Origin of the sequence: Marinobacterium sp. MBR-109 (assembly GCF_040547565.1) — a bacterium.
Lineage (GTDB): Bacteria > Pseudomonadota > Gammaproteobacteria > Pseudomonadales > Balneatricaceae > Marinobacterium.
In genome coordinates this window covers 268377-294806 of sequence record NZ_JBEPPZ010000002.1, presented here as the reverse complement: position 1 = coordinate 294806, position 26430 = coordinate 268377, and the positions used below count along the sequence as shown (strand labels likewise).

At 56.1% G+C, this 26430-nt stretch carries 25 protein-coding genes, 1 tRNA gene and 1 pseudogene; 16 read left to right on the top strand and 11 right to left on the bottom strand.

The features are described from left to right. Position 1: 1 nt before the first annotated feature. Positions 2 to 1075 carry an AI-2E family transporter gene (locus tag ABIE60_RS04455; RefSeq protein WP_354468073.1) on the top strand — a complete coding sequence of 358 codons (1074 nt, stop codon included), beginning with the start codon at positions 2 to 4 and terminating at the stop codon, positions 1073 to 1075. An 18-nt stretch (positions 1076 to 1093) separates the two neighbouring features. Here the strand turns inward: ABIE60_RS04455 and ABIE60_RS04450 are convergent, their stop codons facing one another. Beyond that, the gene (locus tag ABIE60_RS04450; protein ID WP_354468071.1) at positions 1094 to 1561 is read right to left on the bottom strand and encodes a peroxiredoxin; all 468 of its coding nucleotides are present in this window, start codon (positions 1559 to 1561) and stop codon (positions 1094 to 1096) included. 180 nt (positions 1562 to 1741) lie between these two features. Here ABIE60_RS04450 and dapA point away from each other — a divergent pair, with 180 nt between their 5' ends. Further along, a complete protein-coding gene (gene dapA, locus ABIE60_RS04445) occupies positions 1742 to 2617 on the top strand; it encodes a 4-hydroxy-tetrahydrodipicolinate synthase (protein WP_354468070.1) in 876 nt (291 codons plus the stop codon). Between the two features lie 11 nt (positions 2618 to 2628). Next, positions 2629 to 4026: an NlpB/DapX family lipoprotein gene (locus ABIE60_RS04440; protein WP_354468068.1), complete on the top strand. Its 1398-nt coding sequence runs from the start codon at positions 2629 to 2631 to the stop codon at positions 4024 to 4026. Between the two features lie 56 nt (positions 4027 to 4082). On the opposite strand, the gene ABIE60_RS04435 is transcribed toward ABIE60_RS04440, so the two are convergent. Beyond that, positions 4083 to 4703: a pseudouridine synthase gene (locus ABIE60_RS04435; protein ID WP_354468067.1), complete on the bottom strand. Its 621-nt coding sequence runs from the start codon at positions 4701 to 4703 to the stop codon at positions 4083 to 4085. Next, positions 4700 to 6052, bottom strand: coding sequence for a 23S rRNA (uracil(1939)-C(5))-methyltransferase RlmD (rlmD, locus tag ABIE60_RS04430; protein WP_354468066.1), 1353 nt, complete (start codon positions 6050 to 6052; stop codon positions 4700 to 4702). The genes ABIE60_RS04435 and rlmD overlap by 4 nt, the downstream gene beginning before the upstream one ends. A gap of 85 nt (positions 6053 to 6137) precedes the next feature. On the opposite strand from rlmD, the gene ABIE60_RS04425 reads away from it, so the two are divergent. From ABIE60_RS04425 to ABIE60_RS04400, 6 genes and pseudogenes are all read left to right on the top strand, one after another. Next, on the top strand, positions 6138 to 7130 hold the full coding sequence (locus ABIE60_RS04425; RefSeq protein WP_354468064.1) for a glycosyl transferase family protein: 993 nt from the start codon (positions 6138 to 6140) through the stop codon (positions 7128 to 7130). Positions 7131 to 7212: 82 nt separating this feature from the next. Beyond that, positions 7213 to 7806 carry a Fe-S biogenesis protein NfuA gene (nfuA, locus tag ABIE60_RS04420; protein WP_354468063.1) on the top strand — a complete coding sequence of 198 codons (594 nt, stop codon included), beginning with the start codon at positions 7213 to 7215 and terminating at the stop codon, positions 7804 to 7806. A 191-nt stretch (positions 7807 to 7997) separates the two neighbouring features. Then, positions 7998 to 10424 carry an endopeptidase La gene (gene lon / locus ABIE60_RS04415; protein ID WP_354468062.1) on the top strand — a complete coding sequence of 809 codons (2427 nt, stop codon included), beginning with the start codon at positions 7998 to 8000 and terminating at the stop codon, positions 10422 to 10424. A 130-nt stretch (positions 10425 to 10554) separates the two neighbouring features. Next, positions 10555 to 10833 (top strand): annotated as a pseudogene (locus ABIE60_RS04410) (HU family DNA-binding protein); the annotation flags it as partial. Positions 10834 to 10856: 23 nt separating this feature from the next. Then, positions 10857 to 10933: transfer RNA gene (locus ABIE60_RS04405), tRNA-Asp, on the top strand. A 108-nt stretch (positions 10934 to 11041) separates the two neighbouring features. Then, positions 11042 to 12910, top strand: coding sequence for a SurA N-terminal domain-containing protein (locus ABIE60_RS04400; RefSeq protein WP_354468060.1), 1869 nt, complete (start codon positions 11042 to 11044; stop codon positions 12908 to 12910). Positions 12911 to 12982: 72 nt separating this feature from the next. On the opposite strand, the gene ABIE60_RS04395 is transcribed toward ABIE60_RS04400, so the two are convergent. The 7 genes from ABIE60_RS04395 to gloB all read right to left on the bottom strand — a co-directional run bounded on the left by ABIE60_RS04395 (position 12983) and on the right by gloB (position 20905). After that, positions 12983 to 14569, bottom strand: a complete 1587-nt coding sequence (locus tag ABIE60_RS04395; RefSeq protein WP_354468058.1) for an ABC transporter ATP-binding protein — start codon at positions 14567 to 14569, stop codon at positions 12983 to 12985. After that, complete coding sequence (locus ABIE60_RS04390; RefSeq protein ID WP_354468057.1) at positions 14570 to 15592, bottom strand: ABC transporter permease; 1023 nt, start codon at positions 15590 to 15592, stop codon at positions 14570 to 14572. A gap of 4 nt (positions 15593 to 15596) precedes the next feature. Next, positions 15597 to 16682, bottom strand: a complete 1086-nt coding sequence (locus ABIE60_RS04385; RefSeq protein WP_354468056.1) for a microcin C ABC transporter permease YejB — start codon at positions 16680 to 16682, stop codon at positions 15597 to 15599. Then, on the bottom strand, positions 16682 to 18481 hold the full coding sequence (locus ABIE60_RS04380; RefSeq protein ID WP_354468054.1) for an extracellular solute-binding protein: 1800 nt from the start codon (positions 18479 to 18481) through the stop codon (positions 16682 to 16684). The genes ABIE60_RS04385 and ABIE60_RS04380 overlap by 1 nt, the downstream gene beginning before the upstream one ends. A gap of 70 nt (positions 18482 to 18551) precedes the next feature. After that, a complete protein-coding gene (locus ABIE60_RS04375) occupies positions 18552 to 18692 on the bottom strand; it encodes a hypothetical protein (RefSeq protein WP_354468052.1) in 141 nt (46 codons plus the stop codon). A gap of 2 nt (positions 18693 to 18694) precedes the next feature. Then, a complete protein-coding gene (locus tag ABIE60_RS04370; protein WP_354468051.1) occupies positions 18695 to 20065 on the bottom strand; it encodes a LysM peptidoglycan-binding domain-containing protein in 1371 nt (456 codons plus the stop codon). Positions 20066 to 20128: 63 nt separating this feature from the next. Further along, entirely contained in the window at positions 20129 to 20905 is a 777-nt protein-coding gene (gene gloB / locus ABIE60_RS04365; protein ID WP_354468050.1) for a hydroxyacylglutathione hydrolase, read from the bottom strand. A 136-nt stretch (positions 20906 to 21041) separates the two neighbouring features. On the opposite strand from gloB, the gene ABIE60_RS04360 reads away from it, so the two are divergent. From ABIE60_RS04360 to nudC, 4 genes are read left to right on the top strand one after another with little or no spacing between them, the layout of a single operon-like run. After that, a complete protein-coding gene (locus tag ABIE60_RS04360; RefSeq protein WP_354468049.1) occupies positions 21042 to 21809 on the top strand; it encodes a class I SAM-dependent methyltransferase in 768 nt (255 codons plus the stop codon). After that, positions 21806 to 22246, top strand: coding sequence for a ribonuclease HI (gene rnhA, locus ABIE60_RS04355; RefSeq protein WP_354468048.1), 441 nt, complete (start codon positions 21806 to 21808; stop codon positions 22244 to 22246). The genes ABIE60_RS04360 and rnhA overlap by 4 nt, the downstream gene beginning before the upstream one ends. Beyond that, positions 22243 to 22953, top strand: a complete 711-nt coding sequence (gene dnaQ, locus ABIE60_RS04350; RefSeq protein WP_354468046.1) for a DNA polymerase III subunit epsilon — start codon at positions 22243 to 22245, stop codon at positions 22951 to 22953. The genes rnhA and dnaQ overlap by 4 nt, the downstream gene beginning before the upstream one ends. A gap of 10 nt (positions 22954 to 22963) precedes the next feature. Then, a complete protein-coding gene (gene nudC, locus ABIE60_RS04345) occupies positions 22964 to 23728 on the top strand; it encodes an NAD(+) diphosphatase (protein WP_354468045.1) in 765 nt (254 codons plus the stop codon). On the opposite strand, the gene ABIE60_RS04340 is transcribed toward nudC, so the two are convergent. After that, the gene (locus ABIE60_RS04340) at positions 23718 to 24041 is read right to left on the bottom strand and encodes an SCP2 sterol-binding domain-containing protein (RefSeq protein WP_354468044.1); all 324 of its coding nucleotides are present in this window, start codon (positions 24039 to 24041) and stop codon (positions 23718 to 23720) included. The genes nudC and ABIE60_RS04340 overlap by 11 nt on opposite strands. 106 nt (positions 24042 to 24147) lie before the next feature. On the opposite strand from ABIE60_RS04340, the gene sohB reads away from it, so the two are divergent. The 3 genes from sohB (at position 24148) to ABIE60_RS04325 (ending at position 26429) form a co-directional block, all read left to right on the top strand. Continuing rightward, positions 24148 to 25212: a protease SohB gene (gene sohB / locus ABIE60_RS04335; protein WP_354468042.1), complete on the top strand. Its 1065-nt coding sequence runs from the start codon at positions 24148 to 24150 to the stop codon at positions 25210 to 25212. Between the two features lie 66 nt (positions 25213 to 25278). Further along, on the top strand, positions 25279 to 25950 hold the full coding sequence (locus ABIE60_RS04330; RefSeq protein WP_354468040.1) for a TetR/AcrR family transcriptional regulator: 672 nt from the start codon (positions 25279 to 25281) through the stop codon (positions 25948 to 25950). Then, a complete protein-coding gene (locus tag ABIE60_RS04325) occupies positions 25950 to 26429 on the top strand; it encodes a L,D-transpeptidase family protein (protein WP_354468038.1) in 480 nt (159 codons plus the stop codon). Before ABIE60_RS04330 ends, ABIE60_RS04325 begins: the two co-directional genes overlap by 1 nt. The last annotated feature ends 1 nt before the right edge of the window (position 26430 follow it).

Sequence of the window (26430 nt, the reverse complement as noted above, 5' to 3'; positions counted from 1 at the left end):
AATGCGCAAGATTTTCAGTAAATGGATAGACCGATACTTTTCCGACGAAGAGGCGCTGTTCCTGTTCCTGCTCCTCGCAGGCGGACTGCTTGTAATCCTGTTTCTGGGGCAGCCACTGGCACCGGTGATTGCGAGTGTCATCCTGGCATTTCTGATGCAGGGTGTGGTTGACTGGCTGCAACGGCGCGGTGCTGCCCATCTGCTTGCCGTCAGTGCCGTTTTTGTTCTGTTTATTGGTTTTGTCAGTGCCTTTCTTGTCTTTGTGGTGCCAATTGTCTGGCAGCAGATGGTCAATCTATTCAACGAAGCTCCGCGCATGGTCAGCGAGGTGCAGAACCTGCTTCTGATATTGCCGGAACGCTATCCGGAGCTGATTTCGGAAACCCAGATAAGGCAGATAATTTCAGCCGCCGCCACTGAGCTGAGCCGTCTGGGGCAATGGGTGCTGACCTTTTCGCTAAATTCGATCACCAGCATTATCACCCTCCTGATATATTTGATTCTGGTGCCCATACTCGTGTTTTTCTTTTTAAAGGATGGCCGCAAGCTGATCACTGGCTGGACCGCCTTTCTGCCTGAAAAGCGCCAGATGATGACCCGCGTATGGCATGAGATGGATGTTCAGATTGCCAATTATGTGCGGGGCAAGTCGATCGAAATACTGATTGTGGGAGGGGTGAGCTACATTACCTTTGTTCTGTTTGGTCTCAACTATGCAGCGCTTCTGGCCCTGCTGGTCGGCTTCTCGGTTGTGATTCCCTATATAGGGGCCACGCTGGCAACGCTGCCGGTATTTCTGATTGGCCTGTTCCAGTGGGGCTGGGGCAATGATTTGATGTATCTGATGATTGCCTATGCCGTCATTCAGGCGTTGGATGGCAATGTGTTGGTGCCGTTGCTGTTCTCGGAAGCGGTTAACCTGCATCCCGTCTCGATTATTGTGGCAGTGCTGATTTTTGGCAGTCTGTGGGGGTTTTGGGGAATTTTCTTCGCCATTCCTCTGGCGACACTGGTAAAGGCAATTGTAAATGCCTGGCCGAGGGTGGCTGAGGAGTTGGATACCCCTGCCGAATAGGGCAGGGGCTGAGTTGGATCAGAGGGTCTGCACGGTTTGCAGAACTTCTGCTGCATGTCCTTTAACCTTAACCTTGCGCCACTCGTGACGCAGCACTCCCTCCTTGTCGATCAGAAAGGTGCTGCGCTCAACCCCCAATGACTCACGGCCATACATTTTCTTCAGTTTGATGACATCAAACAGCTGACACAGCACCTCGTCCTTGTCGCTGATCAGCTCGAAGGGAAAGGACTGCTTGGCCTTAAAGTTTTCATGGCTTTTAAGGCCATCACGGGATACGCCGAAGATTTCCGTATCCAGCGCCTGGAACGCTTCATACAGATCGCGAAAATCCTGACCTTCAGTGGTGCAACCCGGTGTACTGTCCTTCGGATAGAAGTAGATTACGACGTTTTTACCGCGCAGTGCGCTCAGCTTGACCTCCATATTACTGGTTGCGTTGGCGGTAAAATCAGGTACGGGCTGGTCGATAACCGGTGCTGTCATGCTGTTCTGTCCTCGAAAATGAAAAAGTCACCCTCACTACTACGCTAGCCGGGCATAATTCGTTTAGAATGATCGGTCTATTACGATAGCAAAAAAGTGCTGACCGGTTGAGGCTGTTTGTTTGGGCCGGTAGCATGAAGCGGCAACCTGAGAGTTCTCAAATTCAAGATGGAGACAGAGATGATTCGCGGCAGTATTGTAGCGCTCGTGACCCCTATGACAGCCAATGGTGATATCGACTGGCCAGCGCTGGACAAGATCGTGGATTTTCATCTCGACAAGGGCACCGATGCCATCGTGGCAGTCGGCACCACGGGGGAGTCTCCTACGCTGGACTACGATGAGCATCTGGATGTGATTCGTGCCATCATCAACCGTGTCGGAGGCCGTATCCCGGTTATCGCCGGTACCGGTGCCAACTCCACTCAGGAAGCGATTGAATTAACGGAGCGGGCCGCCAGAGCGGGTGCGGATGCTTGCCTGCTGGTTACTCCGTACTATAACAAGCCGACCCAGGAAGGCCTGTACCAACACTTCAAGGCGATAGCTGAAGCGGTTGATATCCCTCAGATTCTTTACAATGTACCGGGCCGTACAGCCTGTGACATGCTGCCGGATACCGTGCTGCGACTGAGTCAGATCGACAATATTGTAGGCATTAAGGAAGCAACCGGTGATCTGGATCGCGCACGCGAGCTGATCAACAAGGTACCGACCGACTTCGCTGTCTACTCCGGTGATGATGCAACTGCGATCGAACTGGTTCTGATGGGTGGCCAGGGTAACATCTCCGTGACCGCCAACGTGGCTCCCACTGAAATGGCTGAGCTGTGTCGTTTCGGTTTGCAGGGTGATACGCAAGCGGCCCGTGAATTACAGGCAAAGCTGATGCCGCTGCACAAGAATCTGTTCGTTGAAGCCAACCCGATTCCCGTCAAGTGGGCCATGGCTGAAATGAAGTTGATCGATTCCGGTATTCGTCTGCCTCTGACAGTCTTGTCCGAGCAGTATCACGAACTCGTTCGCAACTCTCTGCGTGAATCCGGCATCATTTGACAGGAAGCGTCATGCATAATCTCCGAACCATTTGTTTTCCGGCTGGCCTGATTGCGCTGGTGGCGCTATCAGGCTGCAGCATGGTCAAGAACAACCCCGTTTATGGCGAGAACGGTGTGATCCGTGACCGCAGCCAGGATTACGAACTTGCCAGTGGCAGTGACCGTTTGCAGCTGCCGCCTCACCTGCGCGCCAAGCAGATGCAGGAGCAACTCGTGGTGCCGGATGTGGGCGTAACCGCAACCCGCAGTGACAGCGACTTCAGGGTGCCTCGTCCGGAATTCTTTTACGCGGAGTCCGGCAGCGACTCGGTCAACTTCCGACGTGAAGATGGTGAAAAGCTGATCATCGTGGATGAACCGATTGCGGATGTCTGGCTCAAGGCACAGGACTTCTGGGCGTTCAACAATATTGATATCAGCCGCGCCGATCCTCGCCAGGGGGTGATGGAAACCGACTGGATTCGCCTGGATGGACGTGAGTACAGCTTTGTTGACCGCTGGGTCAAACGGTTGACTCTGCAGTCGGTTGATGGCCCGACTCAGAACAAGCTTCGCATGAGCCTGCGCCCCGATCCGGAAGATTATGGTCGTACGGCATTACGGTTGAGACATGTGCAGTACCCGGATGGTGCCAATGTGGCCAATATCAACTGGGAGCAGCAGGCGCGTGACGTAGAGTACAAATCGGACATGATGTTCGAGCTTCTGCGTTATCTGAGCAAGTCCAGCGGACAGCAGACAGCCAACACCTACACGGCGATGCAGCAACAGCGTGCTCAGCGACCTCTGCTTGGGCGTGATTCACGTGGCAACCCGGTGCTGAGAATCAGCTCGGAAATTGATCAGGCCTGGAGGCAGGTCAGTGATGCCCTGGACAAGGCTGAAGTGGACGTGGGTACGCGTGATCAGTCTGCCGGTATTTTCTACCTCACTTACACTACGACTACACCCTTCGATGACACCGAAAAAATGGGATTCTTCGAATGGTTGCACTCCGATCGTGGCGAGATCAAGCTGGATACCAGCATGATCAGTGCTGCTCTGGGGGGCAGTGAAGAAGGTGAAGGTGGTATCAGTTACAGTGCAACGGGTGCGCGACCCAGCAGTGATGCTGAAGATGAGGCACCGATGGAAAATGACCTGTCTGACCCGAACAATCCTGCCAACCAGAAAGGCTACAAAATCTGGTTTGCCGGTAAGGTTGTCTATGTGTTCGGAGGGGGTGACAACGGAAACTACAATGCTGAAACCGGCAACTACGAGCATACCGGACGTTACCAGCTGCGCCTGAATCGCACTCGGACCGGTGTATTCCTGTCGGTGCTGAACGATCAGGGACTGGAAGCTGCACCGGTTGTGGCTGAAGAGATTCTCTGGACGGTCAAGGATCAGCTGCCGCAGAACTGAGTTGAATAGCGACTGAAATCAAAAATGGAGGCATTAGCCTCCATTTTTTTTGCGCGTCAGAATGGGCAGGCGGAATTGAATTCGAGCCATTTTCTGCTTGCAGGATGGTTCAGAGCCAAATGCTCGGCATGCAGCAGCAGGCGAGGAGCAAGTGCGAGAATTTCATCAGGCGCATAGAATTGATCGCCGAGGATGGGATGGCCCAGCGCCAGCATATGCACGCGCAGTTGATGTGAGCGACCGGTATGCGGAAACAGCAGTACTCGGCTGCGATCACCGTAGCGCTCGATGCAGTGCCAGTGGGTGAGGGCGGGTTTGCCTTCGGCCATGTCGACCATCTGCTTTGGGCGCCGTTCCCAATCACAGCGCAGGGGCAGTTCGACCTTACCTTCATTCTGTACCGGCTCGCCTGCAACGACTGCCTGATAGCGTTTCTCGGGTATGCGCTCCTGAAACTGGATGCTCAGTGCTCTGTGGCTGTCGGCGGTCAGGGCCAGCACCATCAGACCTGATGTGGCCTGATCCAGGCGGTGCACGATGCGTGCAGTCGGATGTTGTTGCTGTACGCGATGCCAGACACAGTCCTGTTTTTCAGGGCCTCTGCCGGGGACCGAAAGCAAGCCTGAAGGTTTGTTGACCACCAGCAGGTGTTGATCCTGATAGAGGTACTCGATCACGGTGTACGCTCAAGCAGCAGCATGGATTCCACATGAGAGGTCTGGGGGAAGATATCCATGATGCCGAACCGGGTGACACGGTATCCTGCCTGCAGCAGCAGGGGCAGGTCAGCAACCAAAGCCGATGGGTTGCAGGAGATATAGAGCACCTTGCGGGCACCATAGCCAGCCAGCTGCTGCACCGCCTCACGTGCGCCTGTGCGCGGAGGGTCGAGCAGAATCAGGTCAAAACCGCTGCGATACCAGGGCGCATGGACAAAGCTTTCACTCAGGTTGGCACGATAGAATTGAGCGTTCTCGAGTCCGGCGCAGGCGGCATTGCGCTGTGCCTGAGCAACCATGTCGGCCGAGCCCTCGATGCCGACAACCTGAGCGGCTTGCTGTGCCAGCGGCAGGGTAAAGTTGCCCAGACCGCAGAACAGGTCCAGCACCCGCTCTTCAGGCCCCGGGTTCAGCCAGTCTAAAGCCTGCTTGACCATCAGTCGGTTCAGCTCGGCATTGACCTGAATGAAATCGCTGCTGCCAAATGCCAGTTTAAGCTTGAACTGCGGCAAGTCGTAGTGGCAGGAGGTTGGGTCAGTCGGAATCGTGGCATCATCGAGCGCGACTACCAGTTGCAGTTGCAATGTATTCGCAATAGCCTGCAAGCGTTGCATCAATTCTGCCGAAGGTGGACGGGTGGCGCGAAAGCGAATGAATCCGCTCTGATCGCCGCAACTGAGATCAATGTGGGTCAGTTGACGAACATCAGTGACATCAGCGAGGTGTTTTCGTACTACATCGAACACGGGTTGCAGGCGAGGCTCAAGTATCGGGCATTGGTCGATATGCAGCAATTTGTTGCTGCCGCGGCGACGAAAGCCCACCAGCAGTTCACCATCACGCTGGCGTTGATTCAGGCCTATGCGAGCCGCTCTGCGGTAGCCAAGCGGAGCACCTGTGAGGGCCGGGAACAGCTGTTCTGGCTGTATCTGTACCCCGGCATAACGTTTTAGCTGGTCCAGAACCTGCTGTTGCTTGTGCCGCCGCTGTGCTTCAACGTCGAGGTGTTGAAGGTCACAGCCGCCACACTGATTGAAATGGGCGCATGCGGGTTCACGGCGCTGAAGGCTGGGGTGTATGACCTGAAGCAGTTCTGCCTCGTCGTAACGCTTGTGTATCTGGGTCAGGCGAGCCTGCACCTGCTCTCCGGGCAGTGCCCCTGCTATGAAAGTGGTTTTGCCGTTGTGGCTGGCAATGCCACGACCTTCATGGCTCAATCGATCCACCGTCAGCTCAAGTGGCGTATCACTCACAACGGTTTTTTTACTGCGCCGGGGAGCGCCAAACTGAATTCGTTTTCGACTCATGTCATAATTTCCGCTTTATAAGGCGGGCATTCTAGCAACTGCAGGCAGCAGCTGGAATGCACAGGCTCATCGGGGTAGAGAGCTCATGCAACAGGAACATCCATTTGCAGTCTATGTGCGCATACTCGGCAAGGGTAAAAAAGGCAGCCGTTCATTAACCATGGAGGAAGCCCGGGATGCAATGGGCATGATCCTGGATGGGCAGGTGAGGCCGGAACAGCTGGGCGCCTTTCTGATGCTGATTCGGATGAAGGAAGAAACCCCGGAGGAGTTGCAGGGATTCGCTCAGGCCGTGCGACTGCGTTTGAACCGGCCTCAGTCACTTGTGGCCGATCTGGACTGGCCAACCTATGCCGGCAAGAAACGCCGTTTGCCATGGTTTTTTCTGGCGGCGCTGGTATTGGCTGGTGAGGGGGTAAGCGTATTCATGCACGGTGCCAAAGGACATACGCCGGGGCGTATTTATACTGAAGATCTGCTGTACATGTTTGGTCTGAACGCTGCCGAAAACTGGTCTGAGGCAAGGGCCTCACTGGAGCGGCACAAGCTGGCCTTCTATGCCATCGATCAAATGGTACCTGTACTGGGTGGGCTGATCCAGCTGCGACCGGTGCTGGGGCTGCGCTCGCCGGTTCACACACTGTGCAGACTGCTTAACCCGCTGGATGCCCCCTGCAGTGTGGATGGTGTTTTTCATCCCCCCTATGCGCCGATGCACCAGCGAACGGCACAGCTGCTGGGTACCCCTCACAGTCTGACCATCCGTGGTGATGGTGGTGAGGCCGAGGTGAAGCCTGATTCGGATACCGAGCTGCACTGGGTTACGGCCGGCGAGTTGCATCAGGAAACATGGCCCCGTATCGAGCCCCAGCGGCTGGTTCGTGACGAGCAGCTTGATCCTGAAGATCTGCTGCGGCTCTGGCGAGGTGAAATCAATCATGCCTATGGTGAGGGTGCCATTATCAGCACCTTGGCCGTGGTCCTGCGGTTGCTGTCACAGGGCGAGACGCATTCGCAGGCGCATTGGTTGGCAAAGGCGCATGCAGCCTGGCAACAGCGCGACCGTTCAGCCTATTGATTAATATCCGATCAATTTACTCGGGTTTAATTTGGGTGTATCCTCAGGGGTATTCGAAACATCAGATCCACAAGGTTTAGCCATGACAATTACGGTAACTGAATCTGCCGAGCGTTATCTGGCAGAGCTGCTCGAAAAGCAGAATGTTGAAGGTATTGCGGTACGTCTTTTCGTGACCCAGCCGGGTACTGCCTATGCAGAAACCTGCCTGGCCTACTGTCGTCCGGATGAGGTCAATCCGGAAGATGAAATCATCGATTATGAACTGCTGCGCTTTTACCTGGAGCGTAACAGTCTGCCGTATCTGGAAGAAGCCTACATCGACTTCGCCACTGATCGCATGGGGGGGCAGCTGACCATCAAGGCGCCTAACGCCAAGGTGCCGAAAGTGTCACCCGACAGTCCAATGAATGAGCAGATCAACTATATTCTGTATTCGGAGATCAACCCCGGACTTGCGTCTCACGGCGGCGAAGTGAAGCTGGAAGACTTGATCGAAGATGAAGCCGGTACCATTGCCGTACTGCGTTTTGGCGGTGGCTGCCAAGGCTGCAGTGCCGTTGACATGACCCTTAAGGACGGAGTGGAAAAGACGCTGATAGAGCGGGTTCCGGGATTGATCGGTGTGCGTGATGCTACCGACCATACTGTGCGTGAAAACGCCTATTTCAAGTAACATCTCCTCTGCAGGCGGTCATATCCGACCGCCTCGCCCCTCGTTCAATCGCTGTCTTCTGTGCAGTTGCGAAAAAAGCCTCCGCTCCGGTTGTAATTGCTGGAACGGGCCCCATTGAAAGACTAACCTGACAATTATCCGAAGATGCGCCGGCCCTAATGCACAGGCGCCCTGTAAAGAGGCACTCCATCATGGATCAATTTGAAGCAAAAGATGACGCTGTGACCGTCGAGCTTCCGGTACTGCCACTGCGTGATGTGGTGGTTTATCCCAATATGGTGATCCCGCTGTTTGTCGGGCGTGAAAAATCCATCCATGCCCTGGAACTGGCAATGGCCAGTGATAAGCAGATTCTGTTGGTGGCCCAGAAGAGCGCGTCCGAGGATGAGCCGGATTCCGAAGCTCTGTTCTCAGTTGGCTGTGTGGCGAACGTACTGCAGATGCTCAAGTTGCCGGATGGCACCGTGAAGGTGCTGGTTGAAGGCGATTACCGAGCTCAGATCAGTGCGCTGATCGAATCCGAAGAGTGCTTTCACGCACGCGTAACGGTCCTGCCGGTCGAGGATGTGAGTGCGGCTGAGGCTGAAGTATACAAGAAAACAGCGCTTGATCAGTTTGAGCGCTTTGTACAGGTCAACAAAAAGATCCCATCCGAAGTGCTGAGCTCACTGCAGAATATTGACGATATTGGGCGTCTTGCAGATACGATTGCCGCACATATGGCCCTCAAGCTGGATGAGAAGCAGGCCATTCTGGAAATTCTGGGTACCCGTCAGCGCCTCGAGCACCTGATGTCATTGATGGAAGCGGAAATCGACCTGGTTGAGGTCGAAAAGCGCATCCGAGGTCGGGTCAAGAAGCAGATGGAGAAGAGCCAGCGCGAGTATTACCTCAATGAGCAGATGAAGGCGATCCAGAAGGAACTGGGTGATATGGATGAAACCGGCTCTACCGATATGGAAGAGCTGAAAAACCGTATCGAAAGCGTCGGCATGCCTCAGGAAGCGCTGGACAAGACGCTCAACGAATACAACAAGCTGAAGATGATGTCGCCCATGAGTGCCGAAGCAACGGTGGTGCGTGGCTACATCGACTGGATGCTGCAGATTCCCTGGGTCAAGCGCTCCCGTGTGCGCCTGGACATGAAGCACGCCGAGAAGATCCTCAACGAGGATCACCATGGTCTTGAAGAGGTCAAGGATCGCATTCTCGAGTACCTCGCCGTGCAGAAGAGGGTGAAGAAGCTCAAGGGGCCAATTTTGTGTCTGGTCGGACCTCCGGGTGTGGGCAAGACCTCTCTGGGTCGCTCCATTGCGCGCGCGACCAACCGCAAGTATGTACGCATGGCGCTGGGTGGTGTGCGTGATGAGGCCGAAATTCGGGGCCATCGTCGTACCTACATCGGTTCCATGCCAGGCAAGCTGATTCAGAAGATGTCACGCATCGGTGTCAAGAATCCGCTGTTCCTGCTGGACGAGATCGACAAGATGGGCATGGATCATCGTGGTGATCCTGCATCCGCATTGCTTGAGGTGCTGGACCCCGAACAGAACAGCAGCTTCAACGATCACTACCTTGAAGTGGACTATGATCTGTCTGACGTGATGTTTGTGTGTACGTCCAACTCGATGAACATCCCTGGGCCGCTGCTTGATCGTATGGAGATCATCCGCATTCCGGGTTACACCGAGGACGAAAAGCTCAACATTGCACGCAAGTACCTGTTGCCGAAACAGCTCAAAAACAACGGAGTCAAGGCAAGGGAGCTCGAGATTACTGACGATGCCGTACTGGGCCTGATTCGCTACTACACCCGTGAAGCGGGTGTGCGTGGCCTTGAGCGCGAGATAGCCAAGATTGCACGCAAGGTCGTGCGAGAACTGGCGCTTGAGCGCAAGGGTGAGGTGGTGAAGGTGACGGCTGAAGAGCTGGAGCAGTACAACGGCGTCAAAAAGTACAAGTTCGGCATGGCCGAAGAGCAGGATCAGATTGGGCAGGTAACAGGTCTGGCCTGGACCTCGGTCGGGGGCGATATTCTCACCATCGAATCAGCCGTTGTGCCCGGCAAGGGGCGTCAGATCCATACCGGCTCTTTGGGTGACGTAATGAAAGAATCGATCCAGGCGGCCATGACCGTGGTGCGCAATCGGGCGCGATCGCTTGGCATCAAGGCTGATTTTCACGAAAAAAACGATATTCATATCCATGTTCCTGAAGGGGCAACCCCCAAGGATGGCCCCAGTGCCGGTATTGGAATGTGTACAGCGATGGTGTCTGCATTGACCGCTATTCCGGTGCGTTCAGAGGTTGCCATGACGGGCGAAATCACCCTGCGCGGACAGGTGCTGGCCATCGGTGGGCTGAAGGAAAAGCTGCTTGCGGCGCACCGTGGTGGAATTCGTACGGTGATCATTCCTGAGGAAAATACCCGCGATTTGAAGGAAATACCCGACAATATCAAGGCAGATCTCGATATTCGCCCGGTCAAGTGGATAGATGAAGTGCTGGATGTCGCACTGGCCTATCATCCGACGCCGTTGCCAGAAGAGGTCGAGGAGCCGGCTGCCGCTGATGCCAAAAAGGGACATGCTGAGCCGGGTCAACTCAGCACACATTAACCGGAGGCCGCGGCAGAAAAGGGCTGCGGCCAGTTGACACCGGTTTCAGGCAGTTGGTATAAAGTTGCAGACTATGCGCTGGGCAACGACAACAACGGATAGAACACGATAACGATTCGATAAGGGGAACAATGTGAACAAGTCTGAACTGATTGACGCTATTGCTGCATCTGCTGATATTCCCAAGGCAGCTGCAGGCCGTGCACTGGATGCCACCCTGGACGCGGTCACTGAAGCTCTGCAGCGCGGTGAATCCGTTGCTCTGGTAGGCTTTGGTACTTTCTCCACCAAGGAGCGTGCCGCTCGTACCGGACGCAACCCGCAAACCGGCAATCCGATCGAGATCGCTGCTGCAACCCTGCCGACTTTCAAGCCGGGTAAAGCGCTGAAAGACGCGGTCAACAAGTAAACGGGATCTGAAGTCCTGATACTGGAGCGGTAGTTCAGTTGGTTAGAATACCTGCCTGTCACGCAGGGGGTCGCGGGTTCGAGTCCCGTCCGTTCCGCCAGATTCGGACATGTTCACTGGAAACAGAGAACGGTCTTCGTAGTCCAAGAAAGCGCATTCATGGCTGAATGCGCTTTTTTTTATAAAAGAGTCAGAGTGAACCCAAACCATGCTGCAATCCATTAGGGAAAATTCCAAAGGGATCATCGCCAAGGTGATCGTTGGTCTGATCATCGTCACCTTCGCCCTGTTCGGTGTCGAGTCGCTTGTCGGACTTGCCAACAGTGAAAAGGCACCGGCTGAAGTGAATGGTGAAGAGATCAGTAACCAGGATCTGCAGCGTGGTATTGAGCTGCAGCGGCGCCAGCTGCTGGCCCAGATGGGTGAAAACGGCAATCCGGCAGATATCGATGAAAATCAGCTGCGTCGCATGGTGTTGCAGGCCCTGATTGATCAGGAAGTACGCCTGCAGTCTGCTGAGTCGCAGGATCTGTATCTGTCTGAAGCGATGATCGACCAGATGATCGTACGCACTCCGGATTTCCAGATTGATGGCCGGTTTGATCGCAACCAGTTTGAAGCGGTGCTGCGTGGGGCCGGTTTCACGCCGCTCATGTATCGTGAACTGCTGCGCAAGGAACAGCTGATTGCACAGGAACGAAACGCCTTCCAGCTGTCAGCCTTTGCAACTGAACAGCAGGTTGAACGTTTGTTGAAACTGGATCGGCAGACCCGGGATCTTGCCTGGGCAGAGCTGTCACTTGACCAGTTCCTGCAGGCGGAAGAAGTGAGTGATGCCGAACTTGAGGCGCGTTATCAGGAGCAGCAGGAACGCTTCATGACCCAGCCACAGGTCGTGCTTTCCTACGTGGAACTTAATCAAGCTGACTTTGTAAAGCCGGATTCAATTACCGATGCGGAGCTGCAAAGTGCCTATCAGCAGGAGCTGGCAAGGTTCCAGGCATCAGAGGAACGTGCCGCAGCCCATATTCTGTTTGAAGAGGATGCTCAGGAACAGGCGGAAGCCGTTCGTCAGCGCATTCTTGATGGTGAGCTGAGCTTCGCTGAAGCGGCGCAGGAGTTTTCGGCGGACCCTGGATCTGCCGGGCAGGGCGGTGACCTTGGCTACAATGGCCGTGGCGTGTTTACCGGGCCGTTTGAGGATACGCTGTTTGCAATGCAGCCGGGTGAGCTGTCCGAGCCTGTGCGCACCGAGTTTGGCTATCATCTGATACAGCTGAACGATGTCCGCAGCAGCGAGCCGCCGGCGCTTGAGGAGATGGCGGCAGAGCTGCGGCGTGATTTGGCCCAGTCCCGTGCTGAGGCTGAATACGTGGCTGCACTTGAGCAACTGGCTGATCTGAGCTTCTCGGCGGGTGATCTTGATGTCCCGGCTGAGGAGCTTGGGCTTGAGATTCGTCAGACCGAACCGTTCGCACAGGGTGGCAGTGAGAGTGGATTGGCCTCCAATCCTCGTGTGCTCAAGGCTGCATTCAGTGAAGAGCTGACACGTGAAGGTCTGAACAGTGACCCGATTGAGCTGGATCGTGAAACGACAGTTGTTGTGCGGGTGAAAGAGCAGATTCCGGCACGTCAGCTGTCACTGGATGAGGTACGTAACGAGCTTGAAGGCGAGCTGCGACGTGAACAGGCTGAAGCCGCACTGCAGGCACGCCTGGATCAGTTGCTGGCGGCACTGGAGTCTGGCAAGTCGCTCAGTGAAGTGGCCCCGGAACTGAACTGGAACGAAGCGGCTGCTGCCGAGCGTGAGCAGGCGGACATCCCTCCTGCGGTCAATCGCAAGGCGTTTGAGCTGCCACGCCCGGCGGGAGACAAGGCGTCATTTGCGACTGTGCGTCTGCCGGGCGGAGACCGTGCACTGGTGCGTGTCAGTGCAGTTCAGGAGCCGGATCTTGCAGACGTTGATGCTGACCTGAAGCGTCAGATGGCGGCTTTCCTTGCCAGCCGCAATGGCCAGTTGGACTATCAGCTGCATGTGGAGGCACTGACTGAAACCGCTGAAATTGAGCGAAACTAGTCCGCGGGTCTGCTGACCTGAACTGAAAAGGGCCGCAAATGCGGCCCTTCTCGTTTCTGACGGGCGTAGAGGTCAGGCAGAGGGTAGCGCGGCGGCTTCCAGCAGGCGTTGAGTGTAGGGGTGTTCTGGGCGGTTAAAGAGCTGTTCGGCAGAAGCCTGTTCAACGACTTTGCCTGCCTGCATCACCATAACCCGATGGCTCATGGCCCTGACCACGGCCAGATCATGACTGATGAAAAGATAACTGAGCTGGTAACGCTGTTGCAGGTCGCGCAGCAGCTGGATGATCTGCTTCTGTACGGTGCGGTCCAGTGCCGAAGTGGGTTCATCCAGTATGATCAACTCAGGACGCAGTACCAGTGCCCGCGCGATGGCTATGCGCTGCCTCTGTCCGCCGGAGAATTCATGTGGATAACGGTGCCGCACCTCCGGGTCCAGCCCTACATCGCGCAGGGCCTGGCACACCTGCTCATCCTGCTGACTGCGCTTTGTGATGCCTTGAACCTCAAGGCCTTCGGCGATGATTTCGGCAATGCTCATGCGTGGGCTCAGGCTCCCGAAGGGATCTTGAAATACCACCTGCAGTTGCTTGCGCAAGGGTCTGAGTTGCTTCTGCTTAAGACCTGAAAGCAGCGCACCATTAAATACGATATCACCCTTGCTGGAGATCAGGCGCAATATGGCCAGGGCCATAGTGGTCTTGCCTGAACCCGACTCGCCGACAACACCCAGCGTTTCACCGCGGGCAAGCTGCAGATCAATCTCGTCCACCGCCTTGTGATAGCGGCTGACCCGTTGCAATATGCCCTTGCGCTCGGAAAACCAGACCTTCAGCGCCCGGGTTTGAAGGATCATATCATTGAAGTCGGCGATTGCGGCGGGCTGCCCTTCAGGCTCGGCAGCCAGCAGGGCGCGGGTGTATGCGTGGCGGGGTGAACGAAACAGATCCGCGCAGGGCTGCTGCTCCAGCAGTTCTCCCTGATGCATAACACAGACCGAGTCTGCCACTCTTCGTACAATGTTGAGGTCATGGGAGATCAGTACGATCGCCATGCCCAACTGTTTCTGAACACGCCCCAGCAACTCGAGGATCTGGTGTTGTATCGTGACATCCAGAGCAGTGGTTGGCTCATCGGCAATCAGCAGTTCTGGTTCATTGGCCAGGGCCATTGCAATCATGACGCGCTGGCGCTGTCCACCGGAAAGCTGGTGCGGGTATTGTCCCAGCCGCTCCTTCGGGTGATCAATGCCCACCAGCTCAAGCAGTTCAAGCGCACGCGTGCGACAGGCAGGCAGGCTCAGACCGCGATGCAGATGCAGAGTTTCTCCGATCTGCTTCTCCAGCGTATGCAGTGGGTTGAGCGAGGTCATCGGTTCCTGAAAAATCATACCCACCCTGTTGCCACGCAGCTGCAGCAATCGCTTCTCGGGTGCCTGAAGCAGGTTCTCGCCCTGATACAGCACGACACCTTCCGTCTGAGCCTGGGGCAAAAGTCGCAGCAGCGAAAGAGCCGTAACCGACTTGCCGGAGCCGGACTCCCCCACGATGGCAAGCGTTTTGCCTGGCTCGATATCAAAACTGATATTGCGCACAACCGCCTCGCGTGAAGAGCCGAAACGGACACTGAGATTCTGGACGGAGATCAGCGGTGTACTCACTCAGACTTTCCTCGGGTCGAAGGCGTCACGGACTGCTTCACCGATGAAGATCAGCAGCGTCAGCATGACCGACAGCGAGATGAATGCGGTCAGGCCCAGCCAGGGGGCGTGAAGGTTTTCCTTGCCCTGTGCCACCAGTTCGCCAAGGGATGGAGAGCCCGGTGGCAGGCCAAAGCCCAGAAAGTCCAGGGCAGTCAGGGTAACAATGGCGCTGTTGAACACAAAGGGCATGAACGTCAGGGTCGCGATCATGGCGTTGGGCAGTACATGGCGGTACATGATGAGGGTATCGCTGAGGCCCAGTGCCCGTGCTGCACGTACATATTCAAGGTTGCGTCCGCGCAGGAACTCGGCCCGGACGACATCGACCAGGCTCATCCATGAAAACAGCAGCATAATGCCGAGCAGCCACCAGAACCCGGGCTGTACCAGCGAGGCCAGTATGATCAGCAGGAAGAGTACGGGCAGGCCAGACCATATTTCGATGAAACGCTGAAAAAACAGATCGATGCGGCCGCCATAGTAACCCTGAACAGCACCTGCGCAGACGCCGATGACCGAACTCGCCAGTGTCAGCGCCAGTGCAAACAGAACCGAAATGCGGAAGCCGTAAATGACACGCGACAGCACGTCTCGACCCTGATCGTCCGTCCCCAGCCAATTGGTTGCTGTTGGCGGCGAAGGGGCGGGTTGCTCAAGGTCGTAATTGATGGTGCTGTAGCTGAAACGGATCAGTGGCCAAATGGTCCAGCCCCCGGACTCTGTAATCAGCTCCTGAATGTAGGGGTCGCGGTAGTCGACGGGCAGCGCAAAGTCTCCGCCAAAATCGGTTTCATTGTATTCCTGCAGCATTGGCCAGTAGAGCTGTTGGTCGTGACTGATCAGCAGCGGTTTGTCATTGGCAATCAATTCTGCGACCAGGCTCAGTCCAAACAGGATTAGAAAGATCCAGAGTGACCAGTAGCCACGGCGGTTGCGCTTGAAGCTGTCGATGCGACGACGCTGCAAAGGGGTGAGCTGCACCGGCTTATACCTCCCTGCTGGCAAAGTCGATACGGGGGTCTACCAGCGTGTAGGTAATGTCGCTGACCAGTTTCAACAGCAGCCCCACCAGCGTGAAGATATAGAGGGTGCCGAAGATGACCGGGTAGTCCCGGTTGATGACGGCTTCGTAGCCCAGAAGCCCCAGCCCATCGAGGGAGAAAATCACTTCGATCAGCATCGAGCCGGTGAAAAAAATACCGATGAGGGCGGCAGGCATACCGGCGATGATCAACAGCATTGCATTGCGGAAGACATGGCGATACAGCACCGCGTTTTCATCCAGTCCCTTGGCGCGGGCGGTCAATACATACTGCTTGTGGATTTCATCCAGGAAAGAGTTTTTGGTCAGCATGGTCAATGTGGCAAAGCTGGATACAACCGAGGCCAGTACCGGCAGGGTGATATGCCAGAAGTAGTCGCCGATCTGTTGCCACCAGGTCATCTGGTCAAAGTCAGGAGAGGTCAGGCCGCGCAGCGGGAACCATTCAAGCCAGGTACCCCCGGCAAACAGAACGATCAACAAAATGGCAAACAGGAAGTTTGGAATTGCGTAGCCCACAATGATGGCACTGCTGGTCCAGACATCGAACGATGAGCCATCACGCACGGCCTTGCGGATGCCAAGCGGAACCGAGATCAGATAGGTGATCAGTGTGGTCCAGAGTCCCAGAGAAATTGAGACGGGCAGTTTCTCGATGATCAGCTCGATGACGCTTTTGTCGCTGTAGAAGCTCTTGCCAAAATCGAACATCAGATAGTTCTGCAGCATCTGAATAAAACGCTCATGAGCCGGCTTGTCGAAGCCATACATGCGCTCTATTTCGGCTATCAGCGCAGGATCCAGCCCCTGTGCACCGCGGTAGCCGCTGTTTTCGCTGCCCGCAGCGATATCGGACTGTGCACCGCTGCCGATACGGTTGCCTGCATCAACCCCAAGCCCCTCAAGGTGAGCGATGGTTTGTTCAACCGGCCCGCCGGGGGCAAACTGAACCAGTACGAAATTGAGCAGCAGTATTCCCAGCAGTGTGGGGATGATCAGCAACAGACGACGGACAATGTATGCGGCCATCAGGGCTTGGTCCACCAGGTATCAAGACCGAGATCGTAGGTGGGACTTACCTCGGGGTGAGCAAACCTGTTCCAGTATGCGATGCGGTAGGCACTGATATGGTAGTGGGGGATTACGTAATGATTCCATTGCAGTACGCGGTCCAGTGCACGTGCACGCAATACCAGTTGTTCGCGGTCTGGTGCGGCGATCAGTTGCTCAACCAGATAGTCGACCGCCGGATTTTGAATACCGATCAGGTTGCGGCTGCCCGGCAGGTCGGCTGAACTGGAATGCCAGTAGTCGCGCTGTTCGTTGCCGGGAGAACTGGACTGGCCAAATCCATACACCACCATGTCAAAGTCAAATTGGCGCAGCCGATTGATATACTGCGATACATCAACGATACGGATACTGGCACTGATGCCAAGCCGTTCCAGATTACGGATGAAAGGGGACACCACACGTTCGAACTCCTTCTGTACCAGCAGTATCTCGAAGTTGAAAGGAGTGCCGTTGCTGTCAACCAGCTTGCCTGACTCCAGCCGCCAGCCAGCCTGTTTCAGCAAGCCCAGTGCCTCACGAAGCTGGGTACGATTGCGGCCGCTGCCATCCGTGACAGGAGCACGGTATACCTCGGTAAACACTTCAACCGGCACCTGCTCACGTACCGGCTCAAGAATCTCCAGCTCGGCAGGCGTTGGCAGTGCTTCGGCAGCCATTTCAGAGTTGGAAAAGTAACTGTGGCTGCGGGTATAGGCACCATAAAACAGGTTGCTGTTGGTCCATTCAAAGTCGAATGCATGCGCCAGCGCCTTGCGTACTTCGGGTTGGCTGAATCTGTCCCGACGTGTGTTCATGATGAAACCCTGCATGCCGCGCGGATTTTCATGTTCGATCTCTTCCTTGATGATGCGGCCATCGGCAAAGGGTGCTCCGGTATAGCCTGTAGCCCACGCCTTGGAGGCGTGTTCACTGCGAAAATCGTATTCGCCGGCCTTGAACGCCTCCAGTGCAACCGTGCTGTCGCGGTAGTAGTCGTACTGGCGCTGGTCGAAGTTGTAACGGCCTCGGTTCACTGGCAGGTCGCGCCCCCAGTAATCAGGATTGCGGGTGTAAACAATGGTCCTGCCCGGGTCTATTTTTTCAATCAGGTAGGGGCCTGATCCAAGTGGCTGCTCCAGCGATGGCGTCTCAAAATCCCGTTCGGCCCAGAAGTGCTGTGGCAGGATCGGCACCTCGCCCACGATCAGGGGTAGCTCACGGTTGGTACTGTCTCCAAATTCAAACCGTACGGTTGAAGGCGTCAGTGCCGTGACGCTTTCAATGCCTGCATAGTAGCTTTTGAAAAAGGGGCTGCCCTTTTCACGCAGGATATTAAACGTGAACACGACGTCATCTGCCGATACGCTTTGACCATCACTGAAGCGAGCGTCCGGGTGCAGGTCAAACTCGATCCAGCTGCGATCTTCAGCAACGCGCAGCTGTTGGGCCAGCAGGCCGTATTGGGAAAAGGGCTCATCAAGTGCCCGTGCCATCAGAGAGTCATACAGTAACCCGGTACCCTCGGCGACCGTGCCCTTGACGATGAACGGATTGAGGCTGTCGAAAGTGCCGATGGCCGACTCCTTGAAGCGTCCGCCTTTGGGGGCGTCCGGGTTGACGTAGTCAAAATGGCTGAAGTCGGATGGGTACTTGAGGCTGCCATGCATGGCGATGCCATGCATGTTGTCGGTCGCGGCCTGCAGCGGCAGGCCGAAAAGCAAAAGTGAGAAAACGGCTGAGAGATAAAGGCATACCGAACGCAGCTGTACAGGCACTGTTTTCTCCTTGGTGGTATCGTTTTTTGTGCGAATTTAACCCGTGCTGTAGCTCTGTGACAACGCCGGGTCAATCCGGTTCTGAGTCGTTGGCACGCTCTCGCTCCAAGTCTCGCTTCATCCAGCCTCGAATCTTGCGAAACAGGACCCACTTGAACAGAACGGCCAGCAGTACTGAAACCGCTATGATGAACAGACTCAGACTATCCATGATCAGCTTGCATCGGCTATATCCACGTTGAGCAACAGCAGCGTCTGGCCAATCTTGAGCGTATCGCCGGGCGCCATCTGGTTCCAGCGTGCCAGATCACGTACGCCGACACCATAGCGGCGTGCAATGCTCCAGAAGCTTTCGCCCGAGTTTACACGGTGGTAGTGCTTGCGTTTGGCGCGCTGCTCAAGCTGTTGGCGCTCGGCCTGAATGCGCTGTTCCATGCTCAGGCTGTAACTGTCGGATGAGGCGCTCGGTTTAGGCACCAGCAACGCCTGGCCCGCACGAATCAGATGGTTGTCAAGCTTGTTGCCCTGTCGTATCACGCTGACAGAGCTGTTAAAGCGCCGGGCGATCGTACTGAGGGTGTCGCCGGGACGTACGGTGTAACGGTGCCAGTTGACCCGTTTCTCTGGCGGCAGCGAGTGCAGGGCTTCGCGCAGGCTTGCAGCACGATCTCTGGGAACCAGTAACAAGTGAGGGCCTTCAGGGTCAGTGGCCCAGCGGTTGAAGCCTGGATTGAGTTGGTAGAGGGTATCCAGATCAAGACCGGCCATGGAGGCGGCCTGGGCCAGGTCGATCTGGCCGCCGGTTTCTACGGCCTCAAAATGAGGTGAGTTCTCGATGGGGGACAGTGTGATGCCCAGGGTATCGGCATCACGGACCATCCGCGCAACGGCCAGCAGTTTGGGAACGTAGGCCTTGGTTTCGCCCGGCAGCTCCAGTGACCAGAAATCGGTCGGTTTGTTTTGCTCGCGGTTGCGGCGCATGGCTCGGCTGACCGTACCGCCACCGGCGTTGTAGGCGGCAAGCGCCAGAAGCCAGTCGCCATCAAAACGGCGGTGCAATTGTTCAAGATAGGTCAGTGCGGCATCAGTGGAGGCAAGAATGTCGCGTCGACCGTCGTACCACCAGCTGGAGCGCAGGCCAAAATGTCGTGCCGTGCCGGGTATAAACTGCCAGGGGCCGGCGGCACTGCCGTGTGAATAGGCAAACGGGTCGTAGGCACTTTCAACGATGGGCAGCAGGGCGATTTCAGCCGGCATGTCACGCTTGAGCACTTCATGCAGGATGTGGTGGTAGTAGGGCTGAGCGCGTTCGGTCACACGAGGCATGTGGCCGGGGTGGCGCAAATACCAGTTGAGCTGACTTTCAAGTCGAGGGTGTTGATAATCCAGCGGCAGCTGCAGGTGCTGGCGGGTCAGTTGCCAAAGGTCGCTGTCCTCGGTTTGGCTCGCGCTGGGCGCTGCCTTTTGTGTGGGTTTAACCAGGCTGGATGCCTTGAGTGGCTGTTTTTGTACTGTTTGGGTCTGGCAGCCGGCAAGTGCCAGACCCAGAGTGGTTGCCAGAAGCAAAGCAGGCAGTTGTCGCATCAGTCCCTGTTCCCGAAAAATCGCAAAAGCCTGATTTTATGAGGGGAATAGGTTTGTGGTCAATCAGAAACGGTTCTTCCACTCGCGCAGTGCTGCCAGGACTTCAACCTCGGTTTTCAGAGGATTGCCGCCGTAGTGCTCAGCTGAGTGGATTACGCTGGTTTCAGTCGTGCGCATAAAAGGGTTGATCTGTTTTTCCTGCGCGATACTGGAGGGAAGGGTTGGCCGCCCCTCATGGCGAAGTTGATGGCAGCGTTCATGCACCCGGGTAATCTCTGCGTTGGCAGGCTCTACACTGGCGGCAAAGGCCAGATTGGAGAGTGAATATTCATGGGTGCAATAGACTTCAGTGTTGTCCGGCAGTGAAGCAAAATAGTGCATGGCTGCCAGCATCTGACGGGCAGTGCCCTCAAACAGGCGGCCACAGCCGGCAAGGAACAGGGTGTCACCGCAGAACAGCTGCGGCTGATCGCCGTCCACAAAGTAGCTGATATGGTCCTTGGTGTGAGCGGGTACGGCCTTGACCTGAAGAGTGTGCTGCATCAGATCCAGCTTCGCGCCATCCTGCAGTGGGTGGGTGATGCCCTCGAAAGGCGAGTGCTCGGGGCCGTAAACCGGCACTGTAGTATGGTTGATCAGCGCCTCAACCCCGCCGGTGTGGTCGGCATGGTGGTGGGTGATCAGAATGGCCGCAAGGCTGCAGTTGTTCTTTTCAAGCCATGCCAGTACCGGAGCGGCATCACCGGGATCGACCACGGCAACCATGTCTGGCTGGCGGGTGTTGCGCAATGCCCAGATATAGTTGTCATTGAAGGCAGGGATCGGATGGACGTCAAACATGTTAAGGAGTTCCTGCTTTTTGTAATGGAAACACACAATGCCCAATGGATACAGAGCACTTAGGGTATAGATGGCATTTAGGGTACTGTATACTTCAATTCGATGAAATCTTAGTCCGGCATGGGGCTCCAGGGGTATGAAGTTCAATGAGCAGCTACCAGTCGAGCAGTTAATCCCTCCGCTGTGCCAGTGGTTTGATACCCCGCTGGGGCAAGAGGTGGTTCAGGCCGAGCAGGCACTGGCAGAGTCGGTGTTGCCGACCCTGTTCGGTTATCATCTGTTGCAGGTGGGGCTGGATCATCGGCAAGTGTTGTTTGATGCCAGTCCGGTGTCGCGCAAGGTAATGCTGATGCCGCAGATGCAGCTGGGCGCCCAGCCGCTCACCATCATTGCTGAACATGACGAACTGCCGGTGTGCAGTAATGAACTGGACGTCGTCATTTTGCATCATGCGCTGGATTATGCCGCCAACCCTCACCAGGTGCTGCGTGAGGCTGCACGAGTGCTGCGTCCTGGTGGCTTCATGCTCAGCTTCAGCTTCAATCCGGCCAGTTACTGGGGCTTGTGGTCGAGGCTTAAGCGACGCAATCCGCCACCCTGGGGCGGTCACCTGATCAGCCATGGTCGCCTGCATGACTGGCTCAGCCTGCTTGAAATGACAGAAGTAAAGGCGCAAACCGCCTGCCATCACTTGCCTCTGGAAAGCCCGCTGTGGCGCCGTCGTCTCAGTCTCTTCGAGCGTCTGAGTCAACGTGTGCCGGGGTGCAGCGGCGCCATATTGATGGTGCTGGCGCGCAAGGATGTGGCGGGCATGACACCGATCCGGCCGGGCTGGAAACGCAGGCGCCTGCTCAGTCTACCCGTGGCCGAACCCAAGCCGACTGCCAGAGGAAAAAGTTCTTGAAAGTAGTGGAAGTATTTACGGATGGTGCCTGCAAGGGCAACCCGGGCCCCGGCGGCTGGGGTGCGTTGTTACGGTATGGTGAGCAGGAAAAGGAGTTGTTTGGCGGCGCCAGGGATACCACCAACAACAGAATGGAGCTGCAGGCTGCCATTGAAGCGCTGGCAAGCCTGAAACGCCCGTGCAAGGTGGTATTGACCACTGACTCACAGTACGTGCGTCAGGGCATCACCAGCTGGCTGGCCGGCTGGAAGCGCAATGGCTGGAAAACGGCATCGAAGCAGCCGGTCAAAAATATCGATCTCTGGCAGGCACTTGATGAACAGGTGGCTCGTCATGATATTGAATGGCGTTGGGTCAAGGGGCACAGTGGCCATCCTGAAAATGAAAGAGCCGACCAGTTGGCAAACCGTGGTGTAGAGGAGATTGGCAGGGCGTGAGCGTACGACAGATCATTCTGGATACCGAAACAACCGGTATCGACCCGGAAGCGGGGCACAACGTTATCGAGATCGGCTGTGTCGAGATGATACGGCGCAAGCTGACCGGGAATACCTGGCATCAGTACATCAAGCCTGATCGTGAGGTGGAAGCCGAAGCGATTGAGGTGCATGGCATTACCAACGAGTTTCTGGCTGACAAGCCCAGATTCGCAGAGTTGGCGCGCGAGTTCCTTGAGTTTGTGCGCGGGGCGGAACTGATCATCCACAACGCAGCCTTTGATATCGGCTTCCTGAATACCGAGCTGGCCAGAAACGGTATCAATGAGCGAGTGGACGAGATCTGCACCGTTATCGATACCCTTATGCTGGCGCGCAAGAAGCATCCGGGTCAGCGCAACAGTCTGGATGCCCTCTGCCGTCGCTATGGAATCGACAACTCCCACCGTGAACTGCATGGGGCATTGCTTGACTCTGAAATTCTTGCCGATGTCTATCTGGTCCTGACGGGTGGACAAACCAGCCTGCAGCTGGGGCAGGGTGACAGCGAGGATGGTGAAGGTGAAGAGCCGATTCGGCGTATTGATACCAGTGCCTTGATGTTGCCCGTGGTTCGGGCAGGCACGGATGAAATTGCACTTCATGAAGCGTTTCTTGATCTGCTGGACAAGAAAAGCGATGGAGCTGTCTGGCGCAACCTGAACTGAGAGAGACGCAATGTCAGATCCCGTAACCGCAGAGCGCTGGTTTCTCGCTCACGAGGGCCGGCTGCTGCAGCAGGATAACCACATTCTGTTCACGGCGGCTGAAACGGATGGTGCGGATATTCGTTACAACGTTGATGATGGCTTCGGTCTGGCTGTTCTTGCTCAATGCCCTGCAGGCATGACAGCTGTCGATGGGCTGCGTAGCCTGCTCGCGCGGGCTGTTGATGAGGCGGAGTATGCGCGCCTGGCGCGGGCATCCCAGCTGGCAACCTGGCACGATCAGCACCGCTTCTGTGGCCGCTGTGGTAATACCCTTGAAGCGCATCTGCAGGATCTGGCGCGGCAGTGCCCCGGCTGTGGCCTTGTTCAGTACCCGCGCATATCCCCCTGCATCATTGTCCTGGTGACCCGTGGCGACCGCTGCCTGCTGGCCCATTCGGCACGCTTTCCCGCCGGCCGCTACAGCACGCTGGCTGGCTTTATTGAGGCGGGCGAAACAGCGGAAGCCGCATTGAAGAGAGAGGTTCATGAAGAGGTCGGGATAGAGGTGAACAATATTCGCTTTTTTGCCAGCCAGTCATGGCCTTTTCCGCACCAATTGATGCTTGGCTTCTTTGCCGACCATGTCGATGGTGAGCTGGCGCCCGATGGCGAAGAGATCCTGCAGGCCGACTGGTTTGGGGTTGATGACTTGCCCGATCTGCCGCCGCCGTTCAGTATTGCACGCCGGCTGATCGACCACTTCTTTGCTTCTCAGGCGGGTCTTAACGACTGAACAGTTTCCCCAGTCGAGTGGCCAGCATCACATTGCCTTCGGCACGGAGCTGGCCTTTCATGAAGGCACTCATGCCATCCTGCTCACCGCTGATGATGCGGATCAGGGTGGCCTCATCCAGATGCAGCACCAGGTTGGGATCCTCATGCAGGCCATACTCGCTTGCGCACTCACCGTCACGAATATCAATATAGAAAGATTCTGCATCGCTAAGCCGGAACTGGAAAATGGCATTGAGGCCCGCAGCCTGATCGGGATTGAACTTCTGTGGCAGCTTGTTGACGATGCGTTCGAGAGTGAGTGGCTGGGTCATGTTATGGGGTGTCCTTGGCGGTGATACGGGCATGCTAAAAGCTTTGTTTATGGTACAGTAGCCCCGGCTTTGAAGTGAACCCGTTAGCCCTGACCGGAGAGATAGATTGACAGCGTTTTTAGCCGAGTATGGCCTGTTTCTGGCCAAAACCCTGACCCTGATTGTCGGACTTTTGCTGCTGTTGGGCGGCGTGGCCGCGCTGGTGGAACGCAGAAAGGAGCAGCGTGAAGGTCATATCGAGATCAAGAGCATTAATGATCATCTCGAGGACATGAAAACCGATATCGAGGCGGCGGTGGTAGATGAAGCCCTGGCGCGTCAGCATGAGAAGGCACGCCGCAAGCAGGAAAAGGCTGAAGCCAAGGCTCTGAAAAAAGCCCTGAAGAAAGGTGAAGAGCCCGAAAAGCCGCGTCAGCGCGTTTTTGTACTCGATTTCGATGGTGACATGCATGCCTCTGATGTTGATCGTCTGAGGGAAGAGGTAACAGCCGTCCTGACGATAGCCGATGCGGACGATGAGGTCGTTGTCCGCCTTGAAAGTCCGGGTGGGCTGGTGCATGCCTATGGTCTGGCCAGTTCGCAGCTGGAACGCTTCCGTGCCGGCAATATTCGGCTCACGGTGTGTGTTGACCGGGTGGCAGCCAGTGGCGGCTATATGATGGCCTGTATTGCCAACCACCTGGTGGCGGCGCCTTTCGCGGTCATCGGTTCCATTGGTGTGGTTGCGCAGTTGCCCAATTTCCACCGCTTGCTCAAAAAGCATGAAGTGGACTATGAAGTACTGACGGCAGGCGAATACAAGCGCACGCTCACCGTTTTCGGCGAAAATACGGAAAAAGGTCGGGAAAAGTTTATTGAAGAGCTGGAGGATACCCACTCCCTGTTCAAGACGTTTGTCAGTGAGTACCGTCCGCAACTGGATCTGGACAAGGTTGCCACAGGTGAAGTGTGGTTTGGTCGCAAGGCGCTGAACGAAAAGCTCATTGACGCGATCAGTACGAGCGACGACTATCTGTTTAAACTGTGTCAGGATCGCGACGTTTATGAGTTGCGCTACGAGGTCAGACGAGGGCTGCAGGAGCGACTGGGGCAGCTGGCAGTGTCGACATCCGATAGCCTGTTGCTGCGATGGTGGCATCGTCTGCATAACAGCCGCCTGCTGTCGCGCTGACAGAGTCTATTTTTGAGTAATTGATGTTGTATGGGATCGTGAGTTGAGATGAGATGGAGATCGTTAATGGAACGGCCGGAGGATCTGCAGATGTATGACACCTCTGATACGGCTGGGCGGATCATTCAGGCCGCAGAGAGGCTGTTCTCCGAACAGGGCTTCAAGGAAACCACCATGCGCCAGATTACCGGGCTTGCGGAGGTTAATCTGGCAGCGGTCAATTACCACTTTGGCTCCAAGTTCGGGTTGATCCGCTCGGTTGCCGAGCGCTCGCTGTCACCACTGTGTGAACAGATCGACAAGGGCCTGGTGCAGCTCAAGGTGACCGATGCCACCCCGGGCCTGGATGAGTTGCTTCAGCTGATGGCCCAGGCGCTGGTGCATGTGCACAGTCAAAACCAGCACGCACTTTCGGTACTGATGCGGCTGTTGGATCAGGCCTATCTGCCCAGTCAGCATGACCTGCAGGCTTTTTTGCGCGAGCGTTACGGAGCGCGCTTTGAGCGTTACCTGCAGTATTTCAGGGCAGATGCCGCGCCGCTGGATGAGCGTGAATTCTTCTGGCGCCTTCACTTCCTGCTGGGTTCAGTCATTTTCACCCTGTCCAACATGCACACACTGAGTGCGCTTGAGCAGCACGGTGAAGCCACTGAAGTGGAACTGGAACAGATTCTGGCGCGAATGATTCCGGTCATTTCGGCCGGGATGAAGGCACCGGTCCGCAACGGAACGCACTGATGCAGGTTTGGCTGCAGGTTTCACTGAAGCGGCAGCAACTGGTTGTGCATACCGAAAAGGGTGCACACAGCTACCCGGTGTCAACGGCGAAGGCCGGGGCCGGTGAGCGCAACGGCAGTGGCTGTACACCGCGTGGCAGGCACTATATTCGTGCCTGCATCGGCTCTGGCCAACCCGCGGGGGCCGTATTTGTCGGTCGCCGACCGACCGGTGAGGTCTATTCCGACAGACTGGCAGCCTCTCACCCCGAGCGCGACTGGATTTTGACCCGCATTCTCTGGCTGTGTGGCCGTGAACCCGGCTTCAACAGAGGGGGGGCGGTTGATACCCAACGACGCTATATCTACATACACGGCACCCCGGATACGGAGCCCATGGGAACGCCCTTGTCTCATGGCTGTATTCGGATGCGCAACACGGACCTGCTGGAGCTGTTTGAGCAGGTCTCTCCCGGCACTGACATTCTGATAGAAGAGTAGA

Excerpts from the sequence above, each read along its gene's own strand:
- ABIE60_RS04455 (WP_354468073.1), top strand. The coding sequence starts at position 2 with ATGCGCAAGATTTTCAGTAAATGGATAGACCGATACTTTTCCGACGAA.
- ABIE60_RS04450 (WP_354468071.1), bottom strand. The coding sequence starts at position 1,561 with ATGACAGCACCGGTTATCGACCAGCCCGTACCTGATTTTACCGCCAAC.
- dapA (WP_354468070.1), top strand. The coding sequence starts at position 1,742 with ATGATTCGCGGCAGTATTGTAGCGCTCGTGACCCCTATGACAGCCAAT.
- ABIE60_RS04440 (WP_354468068.1), top strand. The coding sequence starts at position 2,629 with ATGCATAATCTCCGAACCATTTGTTTTCCGGCTGGCCTGATTGCGCTG.
- rlmD (WP_354468066.1), bottom strand. The coding sequence starts at position 6,052 with ATGAGTCGAAAACGAATTCAGTTTGGCGCTCCCCGGCGCAGTAAAAAA.
- ABIE60_RS04425 (WP_354468064.1), top strand. The coding sequence starts at position 6,138 with ATGCAACAGGAACATCCATTTGCAGTCTATGTGCGCATACTCGGCAAG.
- nfuA (WP_354468063.1), top strand. The coding sequence starts at position 7,213 with ATGACAATTACGGTAACTGAATCTGCCGAGCGTTATCTGGCAGAGCTG.
- lon (WP_354468062.1), top strand. The coding sequence starts at position 7,998 with ATGGATCAATTTGAAGCAAAAGATGACGCTGTGACCGTCGAGCTTCCG.
- ABIE60_RS04400 (WP_354468060.1), top strand. The coding sequence starts at position 11,042 with ATGCTGCAATCCATTAGGGAAAATTCCAAAGGGATCATCGCCAAGGTG.
- ABIE60_RS04385 (WP_354468056.1), bottom strand. The coding sequence starts at position 16,682 with ATGGCCGCATACATTGTCCGTCGTCTGTTGCTGATCATCCCCACACTG.
- ABIE60_RS04375 (WP_354468052.1), bottom strand. The coding sequence starts at position 18,692 with ATGGATAGTCTGAGTCTGTTCATCATAGCGGTTTCAGTACTGCTGGCC.
- ABIE60_RS04370 (WP_354468051.1), bottom strand. The coding sequence starts at position 20,065 with ATGCGACAACTGCCTGCTTTGCTTCTGGCAACCACTCTGGGTCTGGCA.
- gloB (WP_354468050.1), bottom strand. The coding sequence starts at position 20,905 with ATGTTTGACGTCCATCCGATCCCTGCCTTCAATGACAACTATATCTGG.
- ABIE60_RS04360 (WP_354468049.1), top strand. The coding sequence starts at position 21,042 with ATGAAGTTCAATGAGCAGCTACCAGTCGAGCAGTTAATCCCTCCGCTG.
- nudC (WP_354468045.1), top strand. The coding sequence starts at position 22,964 with ATGTCAGATCCCGTAACCGCAGAGCGCTGGTTTCTCGCTCACGAGGGC.
- ABIE60_RS04340 (WP_354468044.1), bottom strand. The coding sequence starts at position 24,041 with ATGACCCAGCCACTCACTCTCGAACGCATCGTCAACAAGCTGCCACAG.
- ABIE60_RS04330 (WP_354468040.1), top strand. The coding sequence starts at position 25,279 with ATGGAACGGCCGGAGGATCTGCAGATGTATGACACCTCTGATACGGCT.
- ABIE60_RS04325 (WP_354468038.1), top strand. The coding sequence starts at position 25,950 with ATGCAGGTTTGGCTGCAGGTTTCACTGAAGCGGCAGCAACTGGTTGTG.